At 41.7% G+C, this 24,303-nt stretch carries 25 protein-coding genes and 2 other annotated features; all 25 genes read left to right on the forward strand.

Annotated features, from left to right (window positions below; all coding sequences use genetic code 11):
- Window positions 1-156 precede the first annotated feature (156 nt).
- The gene (locus AMR95_RS10210; protein ID WP_003217184.1) at window positions 157-621 is read left to right on the forward strand and encodes a CtsR family transcriptional regulator; all 465 of its coding nucleotides are present in this window, start codon (window positions 157-159) and stop codon (window positions 619-621) included.
- Between the two features lie 14 nt (window positions 622-635).
- The gene (locus tag AMR95_RS10215) at window positions 636-1,193 is read left to right on the forward strand and encodes a UvrB/UvrC motif-containing protein (RefSeq protein WP_058838236.1); all 558 of its coding nucleotides are present in this window, start codon (window positions 636-638) and stop codon (window positions 1,191-1,193) included.
- A 4-nt stretch (window positions 1,194-1,197) separates the two neighbouring features.
- Entirely contained in the window at window positions 1,198-2,289 is a 1,092-nt protein-coding gene (locus AMR95_RS10220) for a protein arginine kinase (protein ID WP_058838237.1), read from the forward strand.
- Window positions 2,286-4,721 (forward strand): ATP-dependent protease ATP-binding subunit ClpC, encoded by a 2,436-nt coding sequence (gene clpC, locus AMR95_RS10225; protein WP_007496263.1) that lies wholly within the window; start codon window positions 2,286-2,288, stop codon window positions 4,719-4,721. The genes AMR95_RS10220 and clpC overlap by 4 nt, the downstream gene beginning before the upstream one ends.
- A 93-nt stretch (window positions 4,722-4,814) precedes the next feature.
- Complete coding sequence (gene radA / locus AMR95_RS10230) at window positions 4,815-6,194, forward strand: DNA repair protein RadA (RefSeq protein ID WP_025092231.1); 1,380 nt, start codon at window positions 4,815-4,817, stop codon at window positions 6,192-6,194.
- 2 nt (window positions 6,195-6,196) lie between these two features.
- A complete protein-coding gene (gene disA, locus AMR95_RS10235) occupies window positions 6,197-7,276 on the forward strand; it encodes a DNA integrity scanning diadenylate cyclase DisA (RefSeq protein WP_024425581.1) in 1,080 nt (359 codons plus the stop codon).
- A 153-nt stretch (window positions 7,277-7,429) separates the two neighbouring features.
- Entirely contained in the window at window positions 7,430-8,530 is a 1,101-nt protein-coding gene (locus AMR95_RS10240; protein ID WP_058838248.1) for a PIN/TRAM domain-containing protein, read from the forward strand.
- Between the two features lie 13 nt (window positions 8,531-8,543).
- Window positions 8,544-9,233, forward strand: a complete 690-nt coding sequence (gene ispD / locus AMR95_RS10245; RefSeq protein ID WP_039175965.1) for a 2-C-methyl-D-erythritol 4-phosphate cytidylyltransferase — start codon at window positions 8,544-8,546, stop codon at window positions 9,231-9,233.
- A gap of 3 nt (window positions 9,234-9,236) precedes the next feature.
- The gene (gene ispF, locus AMR95_RS10250; protein WP_003216928.1) at window positions 9,237-9,713 is read left to right on the forward strand and encodes a 2-C-methyl-D-erythritol 2,4-cyclodiphosphate synthase; all 477 of its coding nucleotides are present in this window, start codon (window positions 9,237-9,239) and stop codon (window positions 9,711-9,713) included.
- Between the two features lie 94 nt (window positions 9,714-9,807).
- A complete protein-coding gene (gene gltX / locus AMR95_RS10255) occupies window positions 9,808-11,259 on the forward strand; it encodes a glutamate--tRNA ligase (RefSeq protein WP_039175968.1) in 1,452 nt (483 codons plus the stop codon).
- Window positions 11,259-11,489 (forward strand) — a binding site (T-box leader). It overlaps the preceding gene by 1 nt.
- An 82-nt stretch (window positions 11,490-11,571) precedes the next feature.
- Complete coding sequence (gene cysE, locus AMR95_RS10260; protein WP_034283914.1) at window positions 11,572-12,225, forward strand: serine O-acetyltransferase; 654 nt, start codon at window positions 11,572-11,574, stop codon at window positions 12,223-12,225.
- Window positions 12,222-13,622 (forward strand): cysteine--tRNA ligase, encoded by a 1,401-nt coding sequence (gene cysS / locus AMR95_RS10265; RefSeq protein ID WP_034283904.1) that lies wholly within the window; start codon window positions 12,222-12,224, stop codon window positions 13,620-13,622. Before cysE ends, cysS begins: the two co-directional genes overlap by 4 nt.
- A gap of 3 nt (window positions 13,623-13,625) precedes the next feature.
- Window positions 13,626-14,057: a Mini-ribonuclease 3 gene (locus tag AMR95_RS10270; protein ID WP_058838238.1), complete on the forward strand. Its 432-nt coding sequence runs from the start codon at window positions 13,626-13,628 to the stop codon at window positions 14,055-14,057.
- The gene (gene rlmB, locus AMR95_RS10275) at window positions 14,041-14,790 is read left to right on the forward strand and encodes a 23S rRNA (guanosine(2251)-2'-O)-methyltransferase RlmB (RefSeq protein ID WP_058838239.1); all 750 of its coding nucleotides are present in this window, start codon (window positions 14,041-14,043) and stop codon (window positions 14,788-14,790) included. Before AMR95_RS10270 ends, rlmB begins: the two co-directional genes overlap by 17 nt.
- Window positions 14,791-14,792: 2 nt before the next feature.
- Window positions 14,793-15,305 carry a ribosome-dependent mRNA decay endonuclease Rae1/YacP gene (gene rae1 / locus AMR95_RS10280; protein ID WP_024425589.1) on the forward strand — a complete coding sequence of 171 codons (513 nt, stop codon included), beginning with the start codon at window positions 14,793-14,795 and terminating at the stop codon, window positions 15,303-15,305.
- A gap of 63 nt (window positions 15,306-15,368) precedes the next feature.
- Window positions 15,369-16,025 (forward strand): RNA polymerase sporulation sigma factor SigH, encoded by a 657-nt coding sequence (gene sigH, locus AMR95_RS10285; protein ID WP_058838240.1) that lies wholly within the window; start codon window positions 15,369-15,371, stop codon window positions 16,023-16,025.
- A 76-nt stretch (window positions 16,026-16,101) separates the two neighbouring features.
- The gene (gene rpmG / locus AMR95_RS18860) at window positions 16,102-16,251 is read left to right on the forward strand and encodes a 50S ribosomal protein L33 (protein WP_008356502.1); all 150 of its coding nucleotides are present in this window, start codon (window positions 16,102-16,104) and stop codon (window positions 16,249-16,251) included.
- Window positions 16,252-16,285: 34 nt separating this feature from the next.
- Entirely contained in the window at window positions 16,286-16,462 is a 177-nt protein-coding gene (secE, locus tag AMR95_RS10290; protein WP_008345422.1) for a preprotein translocase subunit SecE, read from the forward strand.
- Window positions 16,463-16,633: 171 nt separating this feature from the next.
- Complete coding sequence (gene nusG / locus AMR95_RS10295; protein ID WP_003217197.1) at window positions 16,634-17,167, forward strand: transcription termination/antitermination protein NusG; 534 nt, start codon at window positions 16,634-16,636, stop codon at window positions 17,165-17,167.
- 171 nt (window positions 17,168-17,338) lie between these two features.
- The gene (rplK, locus tag AMR95_RS10300; RefSeq protein WP_003216956.1) at window positions 17,339-17,764 is read left to right on the forward strand and encodes a 50S ribosomal protein L11; all 426 of its coding nucleotides are present in this window, start codon (window positions 17,339-17,341) and stop codon (window positions 17,762-17,764) included.
- A gap of 99 nt (window positions 17,765-17,863) precedes the next feature.
- A complete protein-coding gene (gene rplA / locus AMR95_RS10305; protein WP_007496292.1) occupies window positions 17,864-18,562 on the forward strand; it encodes a 50S ribosomal protein L1 in 699 nt (232 codons plus the stop codon).
- 49 nt (window positions 18,563-18,611) lie between these two features.
- Window positions 18,612-18,752 (forward strand) — a sequence feature (ribosomal protein L10 leader region).
- A gap of 69 nt (window positions 18,753-18,821) precedes the next feature.
- Window positions 18,822-19,322, forward strand: coding sequence for a 50S ribosomal protein L10 (gene rplJ / locus AMR95_RS10310; RefSeq protein WP_024425590.1), 501 nt, complete (start codon window positions 18,822-18,824; stop codon window positions 19,320-19,322).
- Window positions 19,323-19,370: 48 nt separating this feature from the next.
- Window positions 19,371-19,736 (forward strand): 50S ribosomal protein L7/L12, encoded by a 366-nt coding sequence (gene rplL, locus AMR95_RS10315; protein WP_008345418.1) that lies wholly within the window; start codon window positions 19,371-19,373, stop codon window positions 19,734-19,736.
- Between the two features lie 96 nt (window positions 19,737-19,832).
- Window positions 19,833-20,438 (forward strand): class I SAM-dependent methyltransferase, encoded by a 606-nt coding sequence (locus AMR95_RS10320; RefSeq protein WP_039175972.1) that lies wholly within the window; start codon window positions 19,833-19,835, stop codon window positions 20,436-20,438.
- A 255-nt stretch (window positions 20,439-20,693) separates the two neighbouring features.
- On the forward strand, window positions 20,694-24,275 hold the full coding sequence (gene rpoB, locus AMR95_RS10325; RefSeq protein ID WP_003217223.1) for a DNA-directed RNA polymerase subunit beta: 3,582 nt from the start codon (window positions 20,694-20,696) through the stop codon (window positions 24,273-24,275).
- The last annotated feature ends 28 nt before the right edge of the window (window positions 24,276-24,303 follow it).

Below are 24,303 nucleotides of genomic sequence, written 5' to 3' on the forward strand. Positions count from 1 at the left end.
TTGGAACTGGTCTTTTTTGTGTTTTTTGGAGGTTTGGCACCATATAAATGTGGAAATAATATTGTTAGTTGAGCGATTATCTTGAAAAATCGACCGAAAAAATTTATAGTAAGATTAAAGTCAAATATAGTCAAAGTCAATGGAGGAGGAGGCGGAGTGGCACAAAATATTTCTGATATCATCGAGCAGTATTTGAAGGAAGTCTTGGATCAGAACGGTCGAGAAATATTAGAAATTAAGCGCAATGAAATTGCAGATAAATTTCAATGCGTACCTTCACAAATTAACTATGTTATCAATACACGCTTTACGAGCGAGAGAGGCTATATCGTTGAAAGTAAGCGTGGCGGCGGTGGCTATATCCGCATCATTAAAGTCAAAATGAATGATGAAGTCGACTTATTAAACAACATTATTTCCCAAATATATCATCGTTTATCACAGGCTGCATCTGATCATATCATCATGCGTCTTGTTGAAAATAACATTTTATCTGAAAGAGAAGCTAAGATGATGATTAGTGTCATGGACCGTTCTGTATTGCATATTGATTTACCTGAACGTGATGAACTGCGGGCTCGGATGATGAAAGCGATGTTAAATGCTTTGAAATTAAAGTAAAGCGGGTGAAAAGATTGATTTGTCAAGAATGTAATGAGAGACCAGCCACTTTTCACTTTACGAAAGTTATAAATGGAGAAAAACAAGAAATGCACATATGTGAACAATGTGCAAAAGAAAACAGTGACTCATATGCTATGAGTGGAAACCAAGGTTTCTCGATTCACAACTTATTATCAGGCTTATTAAATATTGATCCTAGCTTCACCACAAGTGCTAACAAGGGCTCATCTATTTTTCAAGAAGCGAAAGAAGTGGATCAATGTCCTAAGTGTGGCTTAACCTTTCAGCAGTTCAGAAAAACAGGCCGATTTGGCTGTGCAGAATGCTATCGTACATTTGATCAGTATCTGAACCCTGTTTTACGGAAAGTCCATAGTGGAAATACAGTCCATAATGGGAAAATCCCAAAACGAATTGCCGGCAGCCTGCATGTCCGCCGGAAACTTGAGTTAATGCAGCAAGAGCTGAAGCAGCTGATTGAACAGGAAGAGTTCGAAAAAGCAGCAGAAGTTCGAGATCAAATTCGTGCATTAGAGCATGAGCAATCTCAGCAGAGGGAGGGAGATTAACGACATGTCGCTCCAGCATTTTATTCAAGACGCTCTAAGTCAGTGGATGAAACAAAAAGGACCAGAAAGTGACATTGTTCTAAGCAGTCGAATCCGGCTAGCGCGCAATCTAGAGCATGTTCGTTTCCCAACTCAGTTTTCTCAAGAAGAAGCTGAAGCTGTTCTCCAGCAATTCGAGCAAAAGTTTGCTAGCCAGGAAGTGAAGGACATTGGAAACTTTGTTCTGATTCGAATGAATGAAACGCAGCCTTTAGCAAAGAGGGTACTTGTTGAAAAGCACTTGATTAGCCCAAATTTAGCTGAATCAAGATTTGGCGGCTGTTTGCTTTCTGAGAATGAAGAAATTAGTGTGATGTTGAATGAAGAAGACCATATTCGAATCCAATGCTTATTCCCAGGTTTTCAGCTAGCCAATGCACTAAAAGCGGCTAATCAGGTAGATGACTGGATTGAAGAGCAAGTGGATTATGCATTTTCTGAAAAGCGAGGATACTTAACAAGCTGTCCGACTAATGTAGGTACAGGTATTAGGGCTTCGGTCATGATGCATTTACCGGCATTAGCGCTCACGAGACAAATGAATCGTATTATTCCCGCCATTAATCAATTAGGACTTGTGGTCAGAGGAATTTATGGTGAGGGCAGCGAAGCAATAGGGAACATCTTTCAAATTTCAAATCAAATGACACTTGGTCAATCAGAAGAAGACATTGTAGATGACTTGAATAGTGTGACCGCTCAGCTCATTGAACAAGAGCGATCTGCACGAAAAGCATTATATCAAACATCTAAAATTGAACTTGAGGACAGAGTGTACCGGTCCTTAGGGATTTTGGCTAATTGTCGTATGATTGAATCAAAAGAAACAGCAAAGTGTTTGTCAGATGTGCGGCTTGGAATTGATTTAGGTATCATTAAGGGGCTTTCAAGTAATATACTGAATGAACTCATGATTTTGACCCAGCCTGGTTTCCTTCAACAATATTCAGGAGGAGCCTTGGAGCCAAATGAACGAGATATAAAACGAGCAGCGATTATTAGAGAAAGGCTGCGCTTAGAAATGCATAGGAATGGACAGGAGGATGAAACGATATGATGTTTGGAAGATTCACTGAAAGAGCTCAAAAGGTATTAGCACTTGCACAAGAAGAAGCCATTCGCCTAGGCCATAAGAATATTGGTACTGAGCACATTTTACTTGGCCTTGTACGTGAAGGGGAGGGCATCGCTGCCAAAGCGTTAGAAGCACTGGGCCTTGTTTCAGATAAAATCCAAAAAGAAGTCGAAAGCTTGATTGGAAGAGGGCAAGAGGTGTCTCAAGCTATTCCTCATTATACGCCTAGAGCGAAGAAGGTCACTGAGCTTTCAATGGATGAAGCAAGAAAGCTAGGTCATTCCTATGTAGGGACAGAACATATTCTATTAGGTCTTATTCGTGAGGGAGAGGGTGTCGCTGCCCGTGTCTTAAATAACCTCGGAGTGAGCTTAAATAAAGCACGTCAGCAAGTCCTGCAGCTGCTTGGAAGCAATGAAACAGGTGCATCTGCGGCAGGCTCTAATAGCAATGCAAATACACCAACACTTGATAGCTTGGCAAGAGATTTGACTGCTATTGCAAAAGAGGACAGCTTGGACCCAGTCATTGGCCGAAGCAAAGAAATTCAACGTGTCATTGAGGTTCTAAGTAGAAGAACAAAAAATAACCCTGTGCTGATTGGTGAGCCTGGTGTTGGTAAAACAGCCATCGCAGAAGGTCTTGCACAGCAAATTATTCATAACGAAGTGCCTGAAATCCTGCGTGATAAACGAGTGATGACACTGGATATGGGAACCGTTGTAGCTGGAACGAAATATCGTGGTGAATTCGAGGATCGTTTGAAAAAAGTCATGGACGAAATTCGTCAGGCAGGAAATATCATTCTCTTTATCGATGAGCTTCATACACTCATTGGTGCTGGTGGAGCAGAGGGTGCAATTGATGCGTCTAATATTCTAAAACCATCTTTAGCACGTGGTGAGCTTCAATGTATTGGAGCGACAACATTAGATGAGTACCGTAAATACATTGAAAAGGATGCTGCGCTTGAACGACGTTTCCAGCCAATTCAAGTAGATCAGCCTTCTGTTGATGAGAGTATTCAAATCTTAAGAGGACTTAGAGACCGGTATGAAGCACATCACCGTGTGTCTATTACAGATGAAGCGATTGAGGCGGCAGTGAAGCTGTCTGACCGTTATATCTCTGACAGATTCCTTCCAGATAAGGCGATTGATTTAATTGATGAGGCAGGTTCGAAAGTCCGTTTGCGTTCGTTCACAACACCGCCTAACCTAAAAGAACTAGAGCAAAAGCTGGATGAAGTACGCAAGGAAAAGGATGCGGCAGTTCAAAGTCAAGAATTTGAAAAAGCAGCTTCTCTTCGCGATACAGAGCAGCGTTTGCGTGAAAAAGTAGAAGTGACAAAGAAATCATGGAAAGAAAAGCAGGGACAAGAGAATTCAGAGGTATCTGTAGATGATATCGCAATGGTCGTTTCCAGCTGGACGGGAGTGCCTGTTTCAAAAATTGCTCAAACGGAGACAGATAAGCTTCTGAATATGGAACAATTACTCCACTCTCGTGTGATCGGGCAGGATGAAGCAGTTGTTGCTGTAGCGAAAGCTGTGAGACGTGCGCGTGCAGGCCTAAAAGATCCAAAACGTCCAATCGGTTCCTTTATCTTCTTAGGACCAACAGGGGTTGGTAAAACAGAGCTTGCAAGAGCACTCGCCGAGTCTATTTTCGGTGATGAAGAAGCAATGATCCGTATTGATATGTCTGAATACATGGAGAAACACTCTACATCCAGACTTGTTGGGTCACCTCCAGGATATGTCGGTTATGATGAAGGTGGACAGCTGACTGAAAAAGTCAGAAGAAAACCTTATTCTGTCGTTCTTTTAGACGAGATTGAAAAGGCTCATCCAGATGTATTTAATATCTTACTGCAAGTATTAGAAGATGGTCGTCTGACGGATTCTAAAGGGCGTACCGTTGACTTTAGAAATACGATTTTGATTATGACATCAAACGTTGGAGCTAGTGAGCTGAAGCGCAATAAATACGTTGGCTTTAACGTGCAGGACGAAAGTCAAAATTACAAGGATATGAAAGGCAAAGTGATGGGCGAGTTGAAACGTGCGTTTAGACCTGAGTTTATCAACCGTATTGATGAAATCATTGTCTTCCACTCGCTTGAGAAGAAACATCTCAAAGAGATCGTGTCTCTCATGTCTGATCAATTGACAAAACGATTAAAAGAACAAGACCTATCAATTGAATTGACGGAAGCAGCAAAAGCGAAGATTGCCGACGAAGGAGTAGATCTTGAGTACGGTGCGCGTCCGTTAAGAAGAGCGATTCAAAAGCATGTAGAAGATCGACTTTCTGAGGAGCTTCTGAAGGGCAATATTGAAAAAGGTCAACATATCGTATTAGATGTGGAAGATGGAGAAATTGTCGTAAAAGCGACGGCTGCTACGAACTAATATAGTAAGAAAAAAGTGTGAGGCATACCAGCAAGGTGTATGCCTCCCTTTACTTATTTTCTGACCAGTATAAGGAGTTGTATTCTTCAATCTATGGCTAAGACAAAATCAAAATTTATATGCCAATCGTGCGGTTATGAGTCAGCCAAATGGATGGGGAAATGTCCAGGCTGCGGCACGTGGAACAGTATGACAGAAGAGGTCGTTCGCAAAGAGCCGGCAAACCGTCGTAGTGCTTTTAATCATTCTGTTCAAACCATTCAAAAACCTTCACCTATATCTGCAATTGAAACATCCGAAGAACCCCGAATTAAAACGAATTTAGAAGAATTTAACCGAGTATTAGGAAGTGGAATTGTCAAAGGCTCTCTTGTTCTCATTGGCGGAGACCCTGGGATTGGGAAGTCCACTTTATTATTACAAGTATCAGCACAGCTCTCAGATAAAAATCAGAATGTGTTGTACATATCTGGTGAGGAGTCCATTAAACAAACGAAGCTAAGAGCGGACCGCCTTGGTATTGAAAGCGCCTCTTTACATGTTTTGGCTGAAACCGATATGGAGTATATAACGTCTGCTATACAGGAGATGAAACCTGCTTTTGTTGTGGTGGATTCGATTCAAACCGTTTATCAAAGCGATATCACGTCAGCTCCCGGCTCTGTATCTCAAGTAAGAGAATGTACAGCACAGCTGATGAAAATTGCCAAGACAAATGGGATTCCTATTTTTATCGTTGGTCACGTGACCAAAGAAGGCTCGATCGCAGGTCCACGCCTTTTAGAGCATATGGTGGATACAGTTCTTTATTTTGAAGGCGAGCGTCATCATACGTTTCGTATCTTACGGGCGGTTAAAAACCGATTTGGTTCAACGAATGAATTGGGGATCTTTGAAATGAGAGAGGAAGGACTCACGGAAGTATTAAACCCATCAGAAATCTTTTTAGAAGAGCGGTCGGCAGGTGTATCTGGTTCGTGTGTTGTTGCCTCAATGGAAGGAACAAGACCCGTACTTGTCGAGATACAGGCATTAATTTCCCCGACAAGCTTTGGGAATCCGCGAAGAATGGCCACTGGCCTTGATCATAATCGAGTATCGCTGCTCATGGCAGTTTTAGAAAAACGCGTGGGGCTGCTGCTGCAAAACCAAGATGCGTATTTAAAGGTCGCAGGCGGTGTGAAGCTTGACGAACCGGCGATTGACTTAGCTATTGCCGTCAGTATTGCATCAAGCTTTAAAGACGCAGCGCCGCATCAAGCGGATTGCTTTATAGGAGAGGTCGGTCTGACGGGAGAAGTCAGAAGAGTATCAAGAATTGAACAGCGAGTGCAGGAAGCTGCGAAACTAGGATTTAAGCGAATGTTTATTCCTCAGGCGAATATAGACGGATGGAAAAAGCCGAGAGGGATTGAGTTAGTTGGTGTAGAAAATGTAGCGGAGGCACTTCGAATTTCACTAGGGGGATCATAGAAATGGAAAAAGAGAAAAAAGGAGCGAGAGAACTCGATCTCTTAGATATTGTACAGTTTGTGGCACCAGGAACACCTCTGCGGGCAGGGATTGAAAACGTCTTGCGAGCCAATACTGGCGGGCTCATTGTTGTTGGTTATAATGACAAAGTAAAGAGTGTGGTAGATGGAGGATTTCACATTAATTCTGCCTTCTCTCCAGCACATTTATATGAATTGGCGAAGATGGACGGGGCTATTATTCTTAGCGATTCTGGTCAAAAAATCTTGTATGCGAATACACAGCTGATGCCAGATGCCACCATCCATTCATCGGAAACAGGCATGAGGCACCGGACGGCTGAACGTGTAGCGAAGCAGACAGGCTGCTTAATCATTGCCATTTCTGAACGGAGGAACGTCATTACCTTATACCAAGGGAATCGTCGTTATACGCTGAAAGATATTGGTTTTATTTTAACAAAGGCGAATCAAGCCATTCAAACACTTGAGAAATATAAAACCATTTTAGATCACGCCATTTCTGCGTTAAGCGCCCTAGAATTTGAAGAGCTTGTGACCTTTGGTGATGTATTATCCGTGCTGCACCGCTACGAAATGGTTCTTAGAATCAAAAATGAAATCAATATGTATATCAAAGAGCTTGGAACAGAAGGACACTTGATCCGTCTACAGGTCAATGAGCTGATTACAGATATGGAGCAGGAAGCGGCTTTATTTATTAAAGATTACGTGAAAGAAAAGATTAAAGATCCGTATGTGCTGCTTAAACAACTTCAAGATATGTCGAGCTTTGAGCTTTTAGATGATTCCATTCTGTACAAGTTACTTGGATATCCAGCTTCTACAAATATTGACGAATATGTGTACACAAGAGGATACAGGTTGCTCCATAAAATCCCTAGACTGCCAATGCCGATCGTTGAAAATGTGGTTGAAGCATTCGGTGTGCTAGATCGAATTATGGAAGCGGATGTACAAGAATTGGATGAAGTAGAAGGAATTGGAGAAGTAAGAGCGAAAAAGATAAAAAAAGGATTAAAAAGGTTACAAGAAAAACATTATATCGACCGTCAGCTTTAAGAAGAGAAATTTTTCTCTATTACGGTTAAAAATGGATGAATATGGGTATATTAATGATGGTTTTGTTTTCTGTTGCTCATGATAGGAAACTTAAACATATATCAATGTCAGATGAAGGTGGATTGACAGATGAAAAATAAAGGAGGTGAAGGTATGTTAAAAAGAATCGTTCAGGCGTTTTTTATCATTTTTGGTGCAGTTGTGGGGATTTTTATCATTCCAGAGTTATTTCTGCTTTTAAATGTAAAGGACATACCTTTCATAACAAATGCTTACTCTTCAGCACTAATAGGAGCCGCTGTATTCTTGATCATCGGCAAATGGTGCACAGGTTATGTGGTAAATTGGGTGAAATGGATCGAGGATTCTCTATTGAAGGCGCCTCTTCCTGATCTTATATCTGGAAGTTTCGGATTAGTATTTGGACTTATTCTAGCATATCTTATTGTAAACGTGATCCCGCTAAACAATATCCCATATCATATTTTTGGTACCATTATTCCGATTTTCCTGGCTTTCTTTTTAGGATACCTTGGGTTTCAGGTAGGCTTTAAGAAGAAGGATGAAATGATGGGGCTGTTCTCCCGGTCTGCAAAGGTCAGCAAGAAAAAAGGAGCAACTGATGATGAACCTGAAATAGAAGATAAAAAGCTGAAAATTTTAGACACAAGTGTTATCATTGATGGAAGAATCGCAGATATTTGCCAAACTGGATTCTTAGAAGGCGTCATGGTTATTCCTCAATTTGTACTCGAGGAATTACAGCATATTGCAGACTCCTCAGATGTATTAAAGAGAAATAGAGGCCGAAGAGGTCTTGATATTTTAAATCGTATTCAAAAAGAGTTGGATATTAAAGTTGAAATTTACGAAGGTGACTTCGAAGACATTCAAGAGGTTGATAGCAAGCTTGTGAAGCTCGCGAAATTAACTTCAGGTGTTGTTGTGACCAATGATTTTAATTTAAATAAAGTATGCGAACTTCAAAAAGTAGCAGTGTTAAACATCAATGATCTAGCCAATGCGGTTAAACCGGTTGTACTGCCTGGGGAAGAAATGAAGGTACAGGTCATCAAAGATGGGAAAGAGCATAACCAAGGTGTTGCTTACTTAGATGACGGTACGATGATTGTGGTCGAAGAAGGACGCAATTACATTGGAAAAGACATCGATGTACTCGTCACTAGTGTGCTGCAGACTGCTGCTGGAAGAATGATTTTTGCGAAGCCAAAACTTCTGGAGAAGGCGCTCTAAAGGGAGAACGAACATGTATTATGAAGTAGTTATTCCGGCTGCGGGGCAGGGGAAACGAATGAAGGCCGGCCGCAATAAGCTTTTTATCGAGCTGAAAAGAATGCCGGTCATCATTCATACATTAAAGGTGTTTGACGCTCATTCACAATGCAAACGCATGATCCTAGCGATCAATGAGGAGGAGCGTCAAGACTTTGAAAGGCTACTCAAGGTACACGCTTTTCAAACGCCTGTTTCACTTGTCACTGGCGGTGAAGAACGTCAGCAAAGTGTATACGAAGGATTAAAGGCTGTGAAAGATGCGGACATCGTGCTTGTTCATGATGGGGCAAGGCCTTTTATTAAGCATACACAGATTGACTTGCTCGTTAAAGCAGCGATTGAAAAAGGCTCCGCAGTTGTAGCGGTACCAGTGAAAGACACAATCAAACGCGTTCAAGAAGGCAAAGTGGAACAAACCATTGAACGTCAGAGCTTGTGGGCGGTCCAGACCCCACAAGCTTTTCGTCATTCTATTTTAAAAGAGGCGCATGAACATGCGGAGCGGACAGGCTTCCTTGGAACAGATGACGCCAGTCTTGTTGAACAATTACATGGCGAGAATGTGTATATTGTCCAAGGAGACTATACCAATATTAAGCTGACAACACCGGATGATTTATTGGTTGCCAAGGCAATTATGGATGCGGAAAGAGGGTACTAGATCATGTTGAGAATAGGACAAGGCTTTGATGTACATCAATTAACAGAGGGGAGACCTCTGATTATCGGGGGGGTCACCATCCCTTATGAAAAGGGACTGCTAGGGCATTCAGACGCTGACGTACTGCTTCACACAGTGGCAGATGCCTGCCTGGGTGCGATTGCTGAAGGAGATATCGGCAGACATTTCCCAGACACAGATCCTGAGTTTAAGGATGCAGATTCTTTTAAATTATTGCAGCATGTGTGGGCACTTGTGAAAGAAAAAGGTTACACACTTGTGAATATTGACTGCACCATCATGGCGCAAAAGCCCAAAATGGCACCTTACATTCAACCTATGTGTGAGAAAATTGCAGAAGCGCTTGAGGCAGATGTCACACAGGTGAACGTCAAAGCAACAACGACAGAGAAACTCGGATTTACAGGAAGAGGCGAAGGAATTGCTTCTCAGGCAACAGTGCTTCTTCAGAAAAAGTAAAATCCATTTTGATGAGAATGGGTTTTGATGATAAAATACGTTTATAAAAAATTGGTGTCAGACAACATGATGCAGATGAAAGGAAGTTAAACTCATGGGAAATGAAGTGCGTGTTCGTTATGCACCGAGTCCAACTGGTCATTTACATATTGGGAATGCTAGAACGGCTCTTTTCAACTATTTGTTCGCACGCAGCCAAGGCGGCAAATTTATTATTCGAATCGAGGATACGGATCAAAAGCGTAATGTAGAAGGCGGGGAGGAAAGCCAGCTTCGCCACCTGCAATGGCTCGGTATTGATTGGGATGAGAGCATTGATAAAGATGGCGGTTACGGTCCTTACAGACAATCAGAGCGAAATGATATTTACAAAAAATATTATGACGAGCTCTTAGAGAAGGACTTGGCGTATAAGTGCTATTGTACGGCTGAAGAGCTAGAGGCAGAGCGTGAAGCACAAATCGCCCGCAGTGAAATGCCTCGATATTCTGGTAAATGCAGTCATTTATCAAAAGAAGAAGAGGACAAGCTAATTGCTGAAGGAAGAGAGCCAAGCATCCGCTTCCGAGTGCCAAAAGGAGAAATCATCAAATTTGACGACATGGTTAAAGGCGATATTTCGTTTGAAACAGATGGCATCGGTGATTTTGTTATTGTGAAGAAAGATGGCACGCCAACTTATAACTTTGCCGTAGCCGTGGATGATCATTTGATGAAAATGACTCACGTTCTTCGCGGAGAGGATCATATTTCAAATACGCCTAAACAAATTATGGTTTTTAATGCATTTGGCTGGGATGTTCCGCTATTTGGACATATGACGTTGATTGTGAACGAAAACCGCAAGAAATTAAGTAAACGTGATGAATCAATTATTCAATTCATCGAGCAATATAAGAATTTAGGATATTTACCTGAAGCTCTGTTTAACTTCATTGCATTACTTGGATGGTCTCCAGTAGGCGAAGAAGAACTGTTTACAAAAGAGCAATTCATCGACATTTTCGATGTGAATCGACTTTCTAAGTCACCAGCTCTATTTGATATGCATAAACTAAAATGGGTGAACAACCAATACGTGAAAGCACTTGATCTTGATCAGGTTGTGGCACTAACACTTCCGCATCTTCAAAAAGCAGGCAAGGTAAGTGAGCAGCTGACAGAAGAAGAAAACACGTGGGTACGCAAGCTTATTTCTCTGTATCACGAACAATTAAGCTACGGAGCAGAAATTGTTGAGTTAACAGAGTTGTTCTTTAAGGAGCAAATTGAGTATAATCAAGAGGCAAAGGAAGTTCTAGCAGAGGAGCAAGTACCAGAAGTCATGGCATCTTTTGCAGGTCAGCTTGAACAGCTTGAGTCTTTTACACCTGATGAAATCAAGGCTGCCATTAAAGCGGTACAAAAAGAAACAGGGCATAAAGGCAAGAAACTATTCATGCCGATTCGTGTGGCTGTCACAGGACAAACGCATGGCCCAGAACTTCCGCAAAGTATTGAATTACTAGGTAAAGAAACGGTATTAAACCGCATTAAACAAATATAAGGAAATCGTTGCGAGGGAGAAGTACAATGTACTCGTCCATCACAGAAAGAGTCTCCACCGGCTGAAAGAGACTTATGGGCAGACGTTGGAAATGCACCCTCAAGACCCTTGAGGAACACGTACGTTAGTATGCAAGGGCGGTATCCTCCGTTATGGGATTAAGTTGAGAAGGCTGAAAGATAAGTGGCTTTCTAAACAGAGTGGAACCGCGTTTTCAAAACGTCTCTGTCATTTGGCAGAGGCGTTTTTTATTTGTCCAAAAAAAGAGAGCAAGTCCTAAGAGAGATTGATGGGGAAGAACGGGGGGAGCATGTGTTTTTCAAAATGCTGAAAGAAGATATTGATACTGTGTTTGATCAAGATCCTGCTGCTAGAAGCTATATTGAAGTAGTGCTAACCTATTCAGGGCTTCATGCGATTTGGGCTCACCGTATTGCGCACGCATTTTATAAGCGGAAGCTGTATTTTATTGCGCGGATCATTTCTCAGGTCAGCCGTTTTTTCACAGGGGTGGAAATTCACCCGGCGGCAACCATTGGCAGGCGGTTCTTCATTGATCACGGCATGGGCGTTGTGATCGGGGAAACATGTGAAATTGGAGACAACGTCACTGTTTTCCAAGGCGTGACATTAGGGGGAACAGGGAAAGAAAAGGGAAAGCGGCATCCGACCATTTTAGACGATGCCCTTATTGCGACAGGTGCCAAGGTGCTTGGTTCCATTACAGTTGGAAAAGGAGCCAAGATTGGAGCGGGGTCGGTCGTGTTAAAGGACGTACCCGACCATTCCACCGTTGTTGGTATACCTGGGCGAGTCGTCGTTCAAAATGGAAAGAAAATCAATCGTGATCTCAATCATCAAGATTTGCCAGATCCAATTTCCGATCGTTTTAAAGAATTGGAACGAGAAATGGAAAAGCTAAAAGGTGAGCTGGCTTCATTGAGCAGAAAGGAAGAACAATCATGACAATCAATATTTATAATACATTGACACGTAAGAAGGAAGAATTTGTCCCGCTTGAGCCAGGAAAGGTCAAAATGTATGTGTGCGGACCAACCGTTTATAACTACATTCATATCGGGAATGCTAGACCTGCTATTGTTTATGACACTGTACGTAAGTATTTAGAATACAGCGGTTACGATGTGAACTTTGTATCAAACTTTACAGATGTGGATGATAAACTCATCAAAGCAGCCAATGAACTTGGAGAAGATGTGCCGACAATTGCTGACCGGTTTATCCAAGCCTACTTCGAAGACGTCAGTGCACTAGGCTGCAAAAAAGCAGACCTTCACCCGCGAGTAACGGAAAACATGGATGATATCATTGCGTTTATTGCGACATTGATTGAAAAAGGCTACGCCTATGAAGCCGATGGCGACGTGTATTACAGCACACGCTCATTTGAAGGCTATGGAAAGCTTTCTCACCAATCGATTGATGAGCTGAAGACAGGCGCCCGTATTCGTGTAGGTGAAAAGAAACGAGATGCACTGGACTTTGCCCTGTGGAAGGCTGCAAAGGATCAGGAAATCTCTTGGGATAGCCCATGGGGCGAAGGACGCCCAGGCTGGCACATCGAATGCTCGGCAATGGTCAAAAAATATTTAGGTGATACGATCGACATTCATGCTGGCGGACAGGATCTAACATTCCCACACCATGAGAATGAAATTGCCCAATCTGAGGCTTTGACAGGGAAGCCTTTTGCGAAATATTGGATGCATAACGGGTATATTAATATTGATAATGAAAAAATGTCAAAATCACTTGGCAACTTTGTGCTGGTGCATGACATTGTGAAAGAACAAGATCCTGATGTGCTCCGCTTCTTTATGTTGTCGGTTCACTATCGTCACCCAATTAACTACTCAATGGATTTATTAGAAAGTACAAAGAGTGCGTTTAACCGACTCAAAACATCGTATGCGAATTTACATCACCGTCTCGAGAGCAGCACGAATATCACGGAAGACAATGCTGAATGGCTGGCAAAAATTGAAGAACAGCGTGCGACATTTATTTCTGAAATGAATGATGACTTCAATACAGCAAATGCGATCTCTGTTTTATTCGAATTAGCGAAACAGGCGAATTATTATATGGAAAATGATCATACTTCGGAGGAAGTGATCAAGGCATTTATCGGCTTGTTCCAAGAAATTACGTCTGTTCTTGGCTTCTCATTAGAAGAAAAGCACACGCTTGACGAAGAGGTAGAAGCGTTAATTGAAAAACGTAATGAAGCTAGAAGAAATCGTGACTTTGCCCTATCTGATCAAATTCGTGACCAATTAAAGAACATGAATATTGTGTTGGAGGACACTCCTCAAGGTACTCGCTGGAAAAGAGGAGAATAGGCAATGTTGAATTTTGAAAAGCTGAAAGACGGTAAACAGCTGAACGGACTTGCGCTAGCTTATATGGGTGATGCCATTTTTGAAGTATATGTGAGGCATCACCTCCTCCAAACGGGGGCGACAAAACCAAATGAGCTGCACAAACGAGCAAGCAAAATTGTTTCAGCTAAATCACAGGCTGCTATTTTATTTACGCTTCAGCAGCAAGGCTTTTTCACTGAAGCAGAAGAAGCGGTGCTGAAAAGAGGAAGAAACTCAAAATCAGGCACAGTGCCTAAAAACACGGACGTTCAAACGTATCGTTATAGTACAGCGTTTGAAGCGCTCATGGGTTATTTATTTATCGAAAAGCAGGACGAACGCTTAGAAGAGCTGATTGGTCAGGCGATTGAAATCGGAACGTCAGGGAGGAAGACAAATGAGTCAGCAACATGATTATGTCATTGGGAAAAATGCAGTGATTGAGACACTGAAGTCAGATCGGGAGTTATACAAGCTCTGGATGGCAGAAAACACTGTAAAAGGACAAGCCCAGCAGGTCATTGAACTCGCTAAAAAGCAAAATATCACCATTCAGTATGTTCCGAGGAAAAAGCTTGATCAAATGGTGACAGGTCAGCACCAGGGAATCGTTGCACAAGTAGCAGCATATGAATATGCAGAATTGGACGATCTGTATCAAATCGCTGAAAAGCGGAATGAGCAGCCATTCCTTCTGATCTTAGATGAAATTGAAGATCCGCATAATTTAGGATCGATTATGCGTACGGCAGATGCTGTAGGGGCACACGGGATTGTCATTCCAAAAAGGAGAGCGGTCGGTCTAACAACAACAGTTGCTAAGGCATCCACTGGAGCAATTGAGCATATTCCTGTTGCAAAAGTGACCAATCTTTCAAGAGCCCTTGATGAAATGAAAGAAAGAGGAATCTGGGTTGCGGGAACAGATGCGTCTGCTAAACAGGATTACAGACAATTTGATGGTACAATGCCGCTGGCTCTTGTGATTGGCAGTGAAGGTAAAGGAATTGGCCGATTGATTAAGGAAAAGTGTGATTTTCTGATTAAACTGCCTATGGCCGGGAAGGTTACTTCTTTAAATGCATCAGTTGCTGCTGGTCTATTGATGTATGAAGTGTATCGAAAACGTTATCCGTTAGGAGAATAGAGATGGATATCCTCTTAGTCGATGGATACAACATGATAGGTGCATGGCCTCAGCTGCAGCACTTAAAGGAAAACAGCTTTGAAGAAGCCAGAGACGTGCTGATTCAACATTTAGCAGAATATCAAGCATACACAGGGTATCGAGTCATTGTCGTATTCGATGCCCATATGGTCAAAGGAATTGAAAAGAAGCGGACCAATCACCGAGTAGAGGTCATCTTTACGAGAGAGAATGAAACGGCGGATGAGCGGATTGAAAAGCTGGCGCAGGATTTGAATAATATTCGGACGCAAATTCATGTGGCAACCTCAGATTTTACAGAACAATGGGCTATTTTTGGACAAGGAGCTCTTCGGAAGTCGGCTCGTGAGCTTTTAAGAGAGATTGAAGTGATAGAACGAAAGATTGAAACGAGAGTCAAAAAGATTACTTCTGATAAACCAGCATCTAAGATTGAATTGTCAGAAGATGTATTGAAAACGTTTGAAAAATGGCGGCGCGGGAATCTGGAATAGCTTGACGATATTTCAACCATTAATGTATAATATTTCTATCTAGGTGCGGTCGGGGGGATCGAAGTGAATCTAAACAACAGCAAGGGTAAGTCCATCAGAGAGCAATTTTGCCAGTTGGAAGATGAACAAGTCATTGAAAGGGTTCATGTCGGAGATAGTGATGCGCTAGATTATTTAATAACGAAATACCGCAATTTTGTACGTGCGAAAGCAAGATCTTATTTCTTGATAGGAGCGGATCGAGAGGACATTGTCCAAGAGGGAATGATCGGACTTTATAAGTCTATCCGCGATTTCAGAGAGGACAAGCTTACTTCATTTAAGGCTTTTGCAGAATTATGTATTACCCGCCAAATTATCACCGCAATTAAAACAGCTACTCGCCAAAAAGATATCCCGTTAAATTCCTATGTATCATTAGACAAGCCGATCTACGATGAAGAATCGGACAGAACATTATTGGATGTCATTTCCGGTGCTAAAGCGCTTAACCCAGAAGACTTAATCATTAGCAAAGAAGAATTTGATGATATCGAAATGAAGATGGGTGAACTGCTTAGCGAGCTGGAAAGAAAGGTACTTGTGCTTTATCTTGATGGTAGATCCTATCAAGAGATTTCTGAAGATTTAAACCGTCATGTGAAATCAATTGATAACGCACTCCAAAGAGTAAAGAGAAAATTAGAGAAATATTTAGAGCTTCGCGAGATTAGTCTCTAATCAAACCTATATTGACAGCTTTTTCGACACTGTGATAAGGTACTAATGAAATGATGTCGAGAAAATAGGTGTAAATATGAGGAAAAAGATTACTCTAGCCTGTAAAGACTGCGGAAGCCGCAATTATACGACAATGAAAAGTGTTGCTTCAGCAGCTGAAAGATTAGAAGTTAAGAAATATTGCAAGACTTGTAATTCACATAAAACACATTTAGAAACGAAGTAAGATTTGCGTTCTTTATTCTGTGGAGGTCTTTTACATGCGTATTATCAGTTTCTTAAAAAGTGTCGGAAAAGAAATGAAAAAGGTCAGCTGGCCAAAGAAGAACGAAATGGTCCGCTACACAATCACTGTTATTTTAACAGTCGTATTCTTTGCAATCTTTTTCTCTTTTCTTGATATAGGAATCTCACAATTAATCGAATTAATTCATTAATACTTGAATAATGGTCTGCTGAACGTGCTATAATAGATCATAATATGACTTGCCAAAAAACCCGTTTTACGGGTTTTTTCAATTGCTTGAAAATATTTACCGGTACTCGAGATTCGTCAAATAGACATTATGAAATGTGGGGAGGGAAGGACTAAATAGTCCTGAACGAAAATGGAAAAGAATTGGTATGTTGTGCATACGTACTCTGGCTATGAAAACAAAGTAAAAGCGAACTTGGAAAAGCGTGTTGAATCAATGGGCATGCAGGATAAAATCTTCCGCGTCGTCGTACCAGAAGAAGAAGAAACAGATATTAAAAATGGTAAGAAAAAAGTCGTCAAAAAGAAAGTATTCCCTGGCTATGTCCTAGTGGAAATCGTGATGACTGACGATTCTTGGTATGTTGTTCGTAATACACCGGGTGTCACTGGATTCGTTGGATCAGCTGGATCAGGCTCAAAGCCAACTGCGCTGCTGCCAGGCGAAGCTGAAACCATTCTGAAGAGAATGGGTCTTGAAGAACGCAAAACAGAAATCGACTTTGAGCTCAAAGAAACAGTTAAGGTTATCGATGGGCCGTTTGCTAACTTCACTGGCTCTATTGAAGAAATTGATTACGATAAAAGCAAAGTCAAAGTATTCGTTAATATGTTTGGTAGAGAAACACCTGTTGAACTTGAGTTCACGCAGATCGATAAATTGTAATTCAAAAGAGCTTGAAATGAGTGTATAGAAGTGGTAATATAGCAAAGGTACGTCTTGAGTTCACTCAAGATCGCTAGCTAGTTATTTCGTCATTCATATAAAGAATGAAGTTGTTGAGTGGGAGGGGGATTCCCCTATTACCACATCACGGACTTTAAGGAGGTGTGTCTCGTGGCTAAAAAAGTAGTTAAAGTTGTTAAATTGCAAATTCCTGCTGGAAAAGCTAACCCAGCTCCACCAGTTGGACCTGCACTAGGTCAAGCCGGTGTTAATATCATGGGATTCTGTAAGGAGTTTAACGCTCGTACAGCTGACCAAGCTGGTCTTATCATTCCTGTTGAAATTTCGGTTTTTGAAGACCGTTCATTTACATTTATTACTAAAACTCCACCTGCTGCAGTTTTACTTAAAAAAGCAGCTGGTATTGAGTCTGGTTCTGGTGAACCTAACCGTAATAAAGTGGCAACTGTTAAGCGTGATAAAGTACGCGAAATCGCGGAAACAAAAATGCCTGACTTAAACGCTGCTAGCGTTGAATCAGCTATGCGCATGGTTGAAGGTACTGCACGCAGTATGGGTATTGTCATCGAAGATTAATTTTTTGTCTTGTTGGGTTGCGAGTTTGGTTTTGACAAGTTCGCAACCCTTATTCGTGGGAGGTTATTCCGCTAAAACCACATAAGGAGGATTTTTATAATGGCTAAAAAAGGTAAAAAGTATGTAGAAGCTGCTAAGCTGATCGAACGTACTAAAGCGTATGATGTAGCTGAAGCTGTTTCTCTTACAAAAAAAGCAAATACAGCGAAATTTGATGCGACTGTAGAAGTTGCTTTTCGTTTGGGCGTAGACCCTCGTAAAAACGATCAACAAATCCGCGGTGCAGTTGTACTTCCTAACGGAACTGGTAAAACTCAACGCGTTCTTGTGTTCGCTAAAGGCGAAAAAGCAAAAGAAGCAGAAGCTGCTGGAGCAGACTACGTTGGAGATTCTGATTACATCACTAAAATCCAACAAGGTTGGTTCGAATTCGATGTAATCGTTGCGACACCTGACATGATGGGTGAAGTTGGTAAGATCGGTCGTGTACTTGGACCAAAAGGTCTTATGCCAAACCCTAAAACAGGAACTGTAACGTTCGAAGTTGAAAAAGCAATCAATGAAATCAAAGCTGGTAAAGTAGAATACCGCGTTGATAAAGCTGGTAACATCCACGCGCCAATCGGAAAGGTTTCTTTCGAGGACGAAAAGCTTGTTGAGAACTTTGCAACAATCTATGACACAATCCTTAAAGCAAAACCTGCAGCGGCTAAAGGTGTATACGTGAAAAACGTTTCTGTTACATCTACTATGGGCCCTGGCGTGAAAGTGGATCCATCTTCTTTCTCTGCAAAATAATTCTTGACTTATGACAACCATTTTGATAATATCAAAATGTTGTAAAATAGAATAATGTCCATTTATACCGTAGACAGCAGGGGCCTTATGGCTTAATTAACCCGCCGAGGTGTATATGTCACAGTCTTACGTTAACGTATGCTTGTATATACAGCCTCCATGTCTTAATGGAGGCTTTTTATATGGAGAACCGTTCGTTAGGAACGTGATGGCCTGATCGGTATAAGTGTTACACAAAGAATGTACAGGAGGTGTAACCATGAGCAATGCAATCGATACTAAAAAAGTTGTCGTTGATGAAATTACTTCTAAATTTAAAGATAGTATGTCTACTGTCATTGTAGATTACCGCGGTCTTTCAGTTTCTGAAGTGACTGAACTTCGTAAACAGCTTCGTGAAGCTGGCGTAGAATTCAAAGTTTACAAAAACACTTTGACTCGCCGTGCAGTTGAACAAGTTGAACTAACGGGTTTAAACGATTTCTTAACAGGTCCAAACGCTATCGCATTCAGTAACGAAGATGTTATCGCACCTGCGAAAATCATCAACGAATTTGCGAAAAGCCACGAAGCTTTAGAAATCAAAGCTGGTGTCATCGAAGGAAACGTAGCGACTGTAGAAGAAGTGAAGGCTCTTGCGGAACTTCCGTCTCGCGAAGGCTTACTTTCTATGTTGCTTAGCGTTCTTCAAGCTCCAGTTCGTAATCTTGCTCTTGCTACTAAAGCAGTTGCAGATCAAAAAGAAGAACAAGGCGCTTAATGCGTACTTTACGTTTACGTAAAAAAACTTAAAATGGAGGAATTACAAATGGCTTTAAATATCGAAGAAATCATTGCTTCAGTTAAAGAAGCAACTGTACTTGAGTTAAACGACTTAGTAAAAGCAATCGAAGAAGAATTTGGCGTAACTGCTGCTGCTCCTGTAGCTGTAGCTGCTGGTGGCGGTGCTGCTGCTGAAGAAAAAACTGATTTTGATCTAGTGCTTGCTGGTGCTGGAGACCAAAAAATCAAAGTTATCAAAGTGGTTCGTGAAATCACTGGTCTTGGCTTGAAAGAAGCTAAAGAACTTGTTGACAACACTCCAAAACCACTTAAAGAAGGTATTGCTAAAGAAGAAGCTGAAGAACTTAAAGCTAAGCTTGAAGAAGTTGGCGCTTCTGTAGAAGTTAAGTAATCTTCGCCTAATCTTTTGGGAAAGCTCGCTTTTACTGGCGGGCTTTTTCTTTTCTAATCTCCTGAAACGATTGAATCCAGAGGAGGTCCATTCACCATGAGTGACCACTATTATACGGAAAAGCCATCAGTGAAAAGCAATAAACAGACATGGGACTTCACCTTGAGAAACCGTACCTTTACTTTTACAAGTGACAGTGGAGTGTTTTCTAAGAAAGAAGTCGACTTTGGTTCAAGGCTTTTAATTGAAGCTTTCGAAGAACCTGACTTGGATGGCGATGTCTTAGATGTCGGTTGCGGTTATGGACCGATCGGCTTATCGTTAGCAAACGAAATGACTAGCCGTACCATTCATATGATTGATGTGAACGAAAGAGCAGTCGAACTTTCAAAGGAAAACGCTAAACATAATCGCATTGATAATGTTCACATCTATCAAAGTGATTTGTTCTCGAATGTTCATTCCTCAGCTGCTTTTGCCTCTATACTGACCAATCCCCCAATACGGGCAGGGAAGAAAGTTGTACATGCGATCTTTGAAAAAAGTGCTGATCATTTATTGCCGGAAGGTGAGTTGTGGGTGGTTATTCAGAAAAAGCAAGGTGGACCATCTGCGATTGAAAAATTAGAGCAGCTCTTTGGAGAAGTCGAGGTTGTATTGAAAAAAAAGGGCTACTATATAATCAAAGCTAAAAAAGTTTGACGCAGTTTCCTAGCTGTGTTAACATTATAAAATGCCAATGTGTATATTTTGCTTGATAGGCTTAAAAAACAACTATTTTGTATAAATTATGCATACTTGGGAAAACTAATAAAATCGGTATTTGTTTTTGGATGTGGTTTTCTTATTTTAGAAACCCTTTTTTCTTTTGTCTTGTAAAAGTATTTCTTTACTGACATTTGAAAGACAGAAATACTTTTTACACATATAATACGCATGATTTGAGGGGTGAATCAGTTGACAGGTCAACTAGTTCAGTATGGACGACACCGCCAGCGCAGAAGCTACGCACGCATAAGCGAAGTGTTAGAATTACCAAATCTCATTGAAATTCAAACCTCTTCTTATCAGTGGTTTCTTGATGAGGGTCTTAGAGAGATGTTTCAAGATATATCCCCAATTGAGGATTTTACTGGTAACCTTTCTCTTGAATTCATTGATTACAGCCTAGGGGATCCTAAGTATCCTGTAGCAGAATCAAAAGAACGTGATGTAACTTACTCTGCTCCACTAAGAGTAAAAGTTCGTTTAATTAACAAAGAAACTGGAGAAGTAAAAGACCAAGACGTGTTCATGGGTGATTTCCCAATCATGACAGACACAGGTACTTTTATCATTAATGGTGCGGAACGTGTAATCGTTTCTCAGTTAGTGCGTTCTCCAAGTGTATATTTCAGTGGTAAAGTAGACAAAAACGGTAAAAAAGGTTTTACTGCGACTGTCATTCCAAACCGTGGCGCATGGTTAGAATACGAAACTGATGCGAAGGATGTAGTCTATGTACGCATCGATCGCACACGTAAGTTGCCGGTTACGGTTCTTTTGCGTGCTCTCGGCTTCAGCTCTGATCAAGAGATTCTTGACCTCATTGGCGAGAATGAATACTTACGCAACACGCTGGAAAAAGACAATACAGAGAATGCCGATAAAGCACTTCTCGAAATCTACGAGCGCCTCCGCCCTGGAGAGCCGCCAACTGTTGAAAATGCGAAAAGCTTGCTAGACTCTCGCTTCTTCGATCCGAAGAGATATGACCTAGCAAATGTTGGACGCTACAAGATTAATAAGAAGCTTCATATTAAAAATAGACTGTTCAATCAAAAATTGGCTGAAACGTTAGTTGACCCTGAAACAGGTGAAATTCTAGCAGAAAAAGGTCAAATTTTAGACAGAAGAGTTCTTGATAAAGTTCTTCCATACTTAGAAAACGGCATCGGATTTAGAAAGCTTTATCCTAATGGTGGCGTAGTAGAAGATGAAGTAGAACTTCAATCTATTAAGATTTATGCACCGTCTGATCAAGAAGGCGAGCAAGTGATTAACGTGATTGGAAATGCATATGTAGAGGAAGCTGTGAAAAACATCACGCCTTCTGACATCATTGCATCAATCAGTTACTTCTTCAACCTTCTTCATGGTGTAGGTGACACAGATGATATCGACCACCTTGGTAACCGTCGTCTGCGTTCCGTAGGTGAACTTCTGCAAAACCAATTCCGTATTGGTTTAAGCAGAATGGAGCGTGTTGTTCGTGAAAGAATGTCAATTCAAGACACAAACACAATCACACCTCAGCAGCTGATCAACATTCGTCCTGTGATCGCTTCTATCAAAGAGTTCTTTGGTAGTTCTCAGCTATCTCAGTTCATGGATCAAACAAACCCGCTTGCTGAATTGACGCACAAACGTCGTCTGTCAGCGCTTGGACCGGGTGGTTTGACACGTGAGCGTGCAGGAATGGAAGTTCGTGACGTTCACTACTCTCACTATGGACGTATGTGTCCGATTGAAACACCAGAGGGTCCAAACATTGGTTTGATCAACTCTCTATCTTCATTCGCAAAAGTGAATCGCTTCGGATTTATCGAAACACCTTACCGCCGGGTTGATCCTGAAACTGGTAAAGTGACACCGAGAATCGATTACTTAACTGCTGATGAAGAGGATAACTACGTAGTAGCACAAGCGAACGCTATATTAGGTGAAGATGGTTCGTTTATTGATGATAATATCATTGCTCGTTTCAGAGGGGAAAACACAGTTGTTCCTCGAAACCGCGTTGACTACATGGACGTTTCGCCAAAGCAGGTTGTTTCTGCAGCGACAGCATGTATCCCATTCTTAGAAAACGATGACTCTAACCGTGCTCTAATGGGAGCGAACATGCAGCGTCAGGCTGTGCCTTTGATGCAGCCAGAATCACCGATTGTTGGTACAGGTATGGAGTACGTATCAGGTAAAGACTCTGGTGCTGCTGTCATCTGCCGCTACCCAGGTGTTGTAGAACGCGTAGAAGCAAAAAATATTTGGGTTCGCCGTTATGAAGACGTTGACGGACAACAAGTCAAAGGAAACCTAGACAAATACAGCTTGCTGAAATTTGTCCGCTCTAACCAAGGGACTTGCTACAACCAGCGTCCTATCGTAAGTGTTGGAGATGAAGTCGTTAAAGGAGAAATCCTTGCAGACGGACCTTCTATGGAAAAAGGTGAATTGGCTCTAGGACGTAACGTTATGGTCGGATTCATGACTTGGGACGGTTACAACTACGAGGATGCGATCATCATGAGTGAGCGCCTTGTGAAAGATGACGTCTACACGTCTATTCATATTGAAGAATATGAATCAGAAGCTCGTGATACAAAGCTTGGACCAGAAGAAATCACTCGTGATATTCCAAACGTTGGGGAAGATGCTTTACGCAACCTTGACGAGCGCGGAATCATCCGTATTGGTGCAGAAGTAAAAGACGGAGATCTTCTTGTAGGGAAAGTAACGCCTAAAGGTGTAACAGAACTAACAGCTGAAGAACGTCTATTACATGCAATCTTCGGTGAAAAGGCTCGTGAAGTGCGTGATACGTCTCTACGTGTTCCACACGGCGGCGGCGGAATTATCCACGATGTAAAAGTCTTTAACCGTGAAGATGGAGATGAATTGCCTCCAGGTGTAAACCAGTTAGTCCGCGTATACATCGTTCAGAAGCGTAAGATTTCTGAAGGTGACAAAATGGCCGGACGACATGGTAACAAAGGGGTTATCTCTAAAATCCTTCCAGAAGAAGATATGCCGTATCTTCCAGACGGAACACCGATCGATATCATGTTGAACCCACTAGGGGTACCATCTCGTATGAACATCGGTCAGGTACTTGAGCTTCATATGGGTATGGCTGCACGTTACCTTGGCATCCACATTGCATCACCAGTATTTGATGGTGCGCGCGAGGAAGATGTTTGGGAAACGCTTGAAGAAGCAGGTATGTCCCGTGATGCGAAAACAGTCCTTTATGACGGTCGAACTGGTGAACCATTCGACAACCGTGTATCTGTCGGAATCATGTACATGATCAAACTGGCTCACATGGTTGACGATAAACTTCACGCTCGTTCAACTGGACCATACTCACTTGTTACGCAGCAGCCACTTGGCGGTAAAGCACAGTTTGGTGGTCAGCGTTTCGGAGAGATGGAAGTATGGGCACTTGAAGCTTACGGTGCAGCATATACACTTCAAGAGATCTTAACAGTTAAATCAGATGACGTTGTGGGTCGTGTGAAAACATACGAAGCCATCGTCAAAGGGGATAACGTACCTGAACCAGGTGTTCCTGAATCATTCAAAGTGTTAATCAAAGAACTTCAAAGTTTAGGTATGGATGTGAAAATCCTATCTGGCGATGAAGAAGAGATAGAAATGAGAGATTTAGAAGACGATGAGGAAACGAAGAAAGCAGACGGATTAGCGTTATCTAATGACGAAGATGCTGCAGACCTCGCACCTGTCGATCTTGAACGTGACGCAGTCACAAAAGAATAGCAGAAACGATTAGAGCAAGTGACTAGGG

The sequence above is a fragment of the Bacillus sp. G1(2015b) genome (genome assembly GCF_001482475.1).
Lineage (GTDB): Bacteria > Bacillota > Bacilli > Bacillales > Bacillaceae > Bacillus > Bacillus safensis.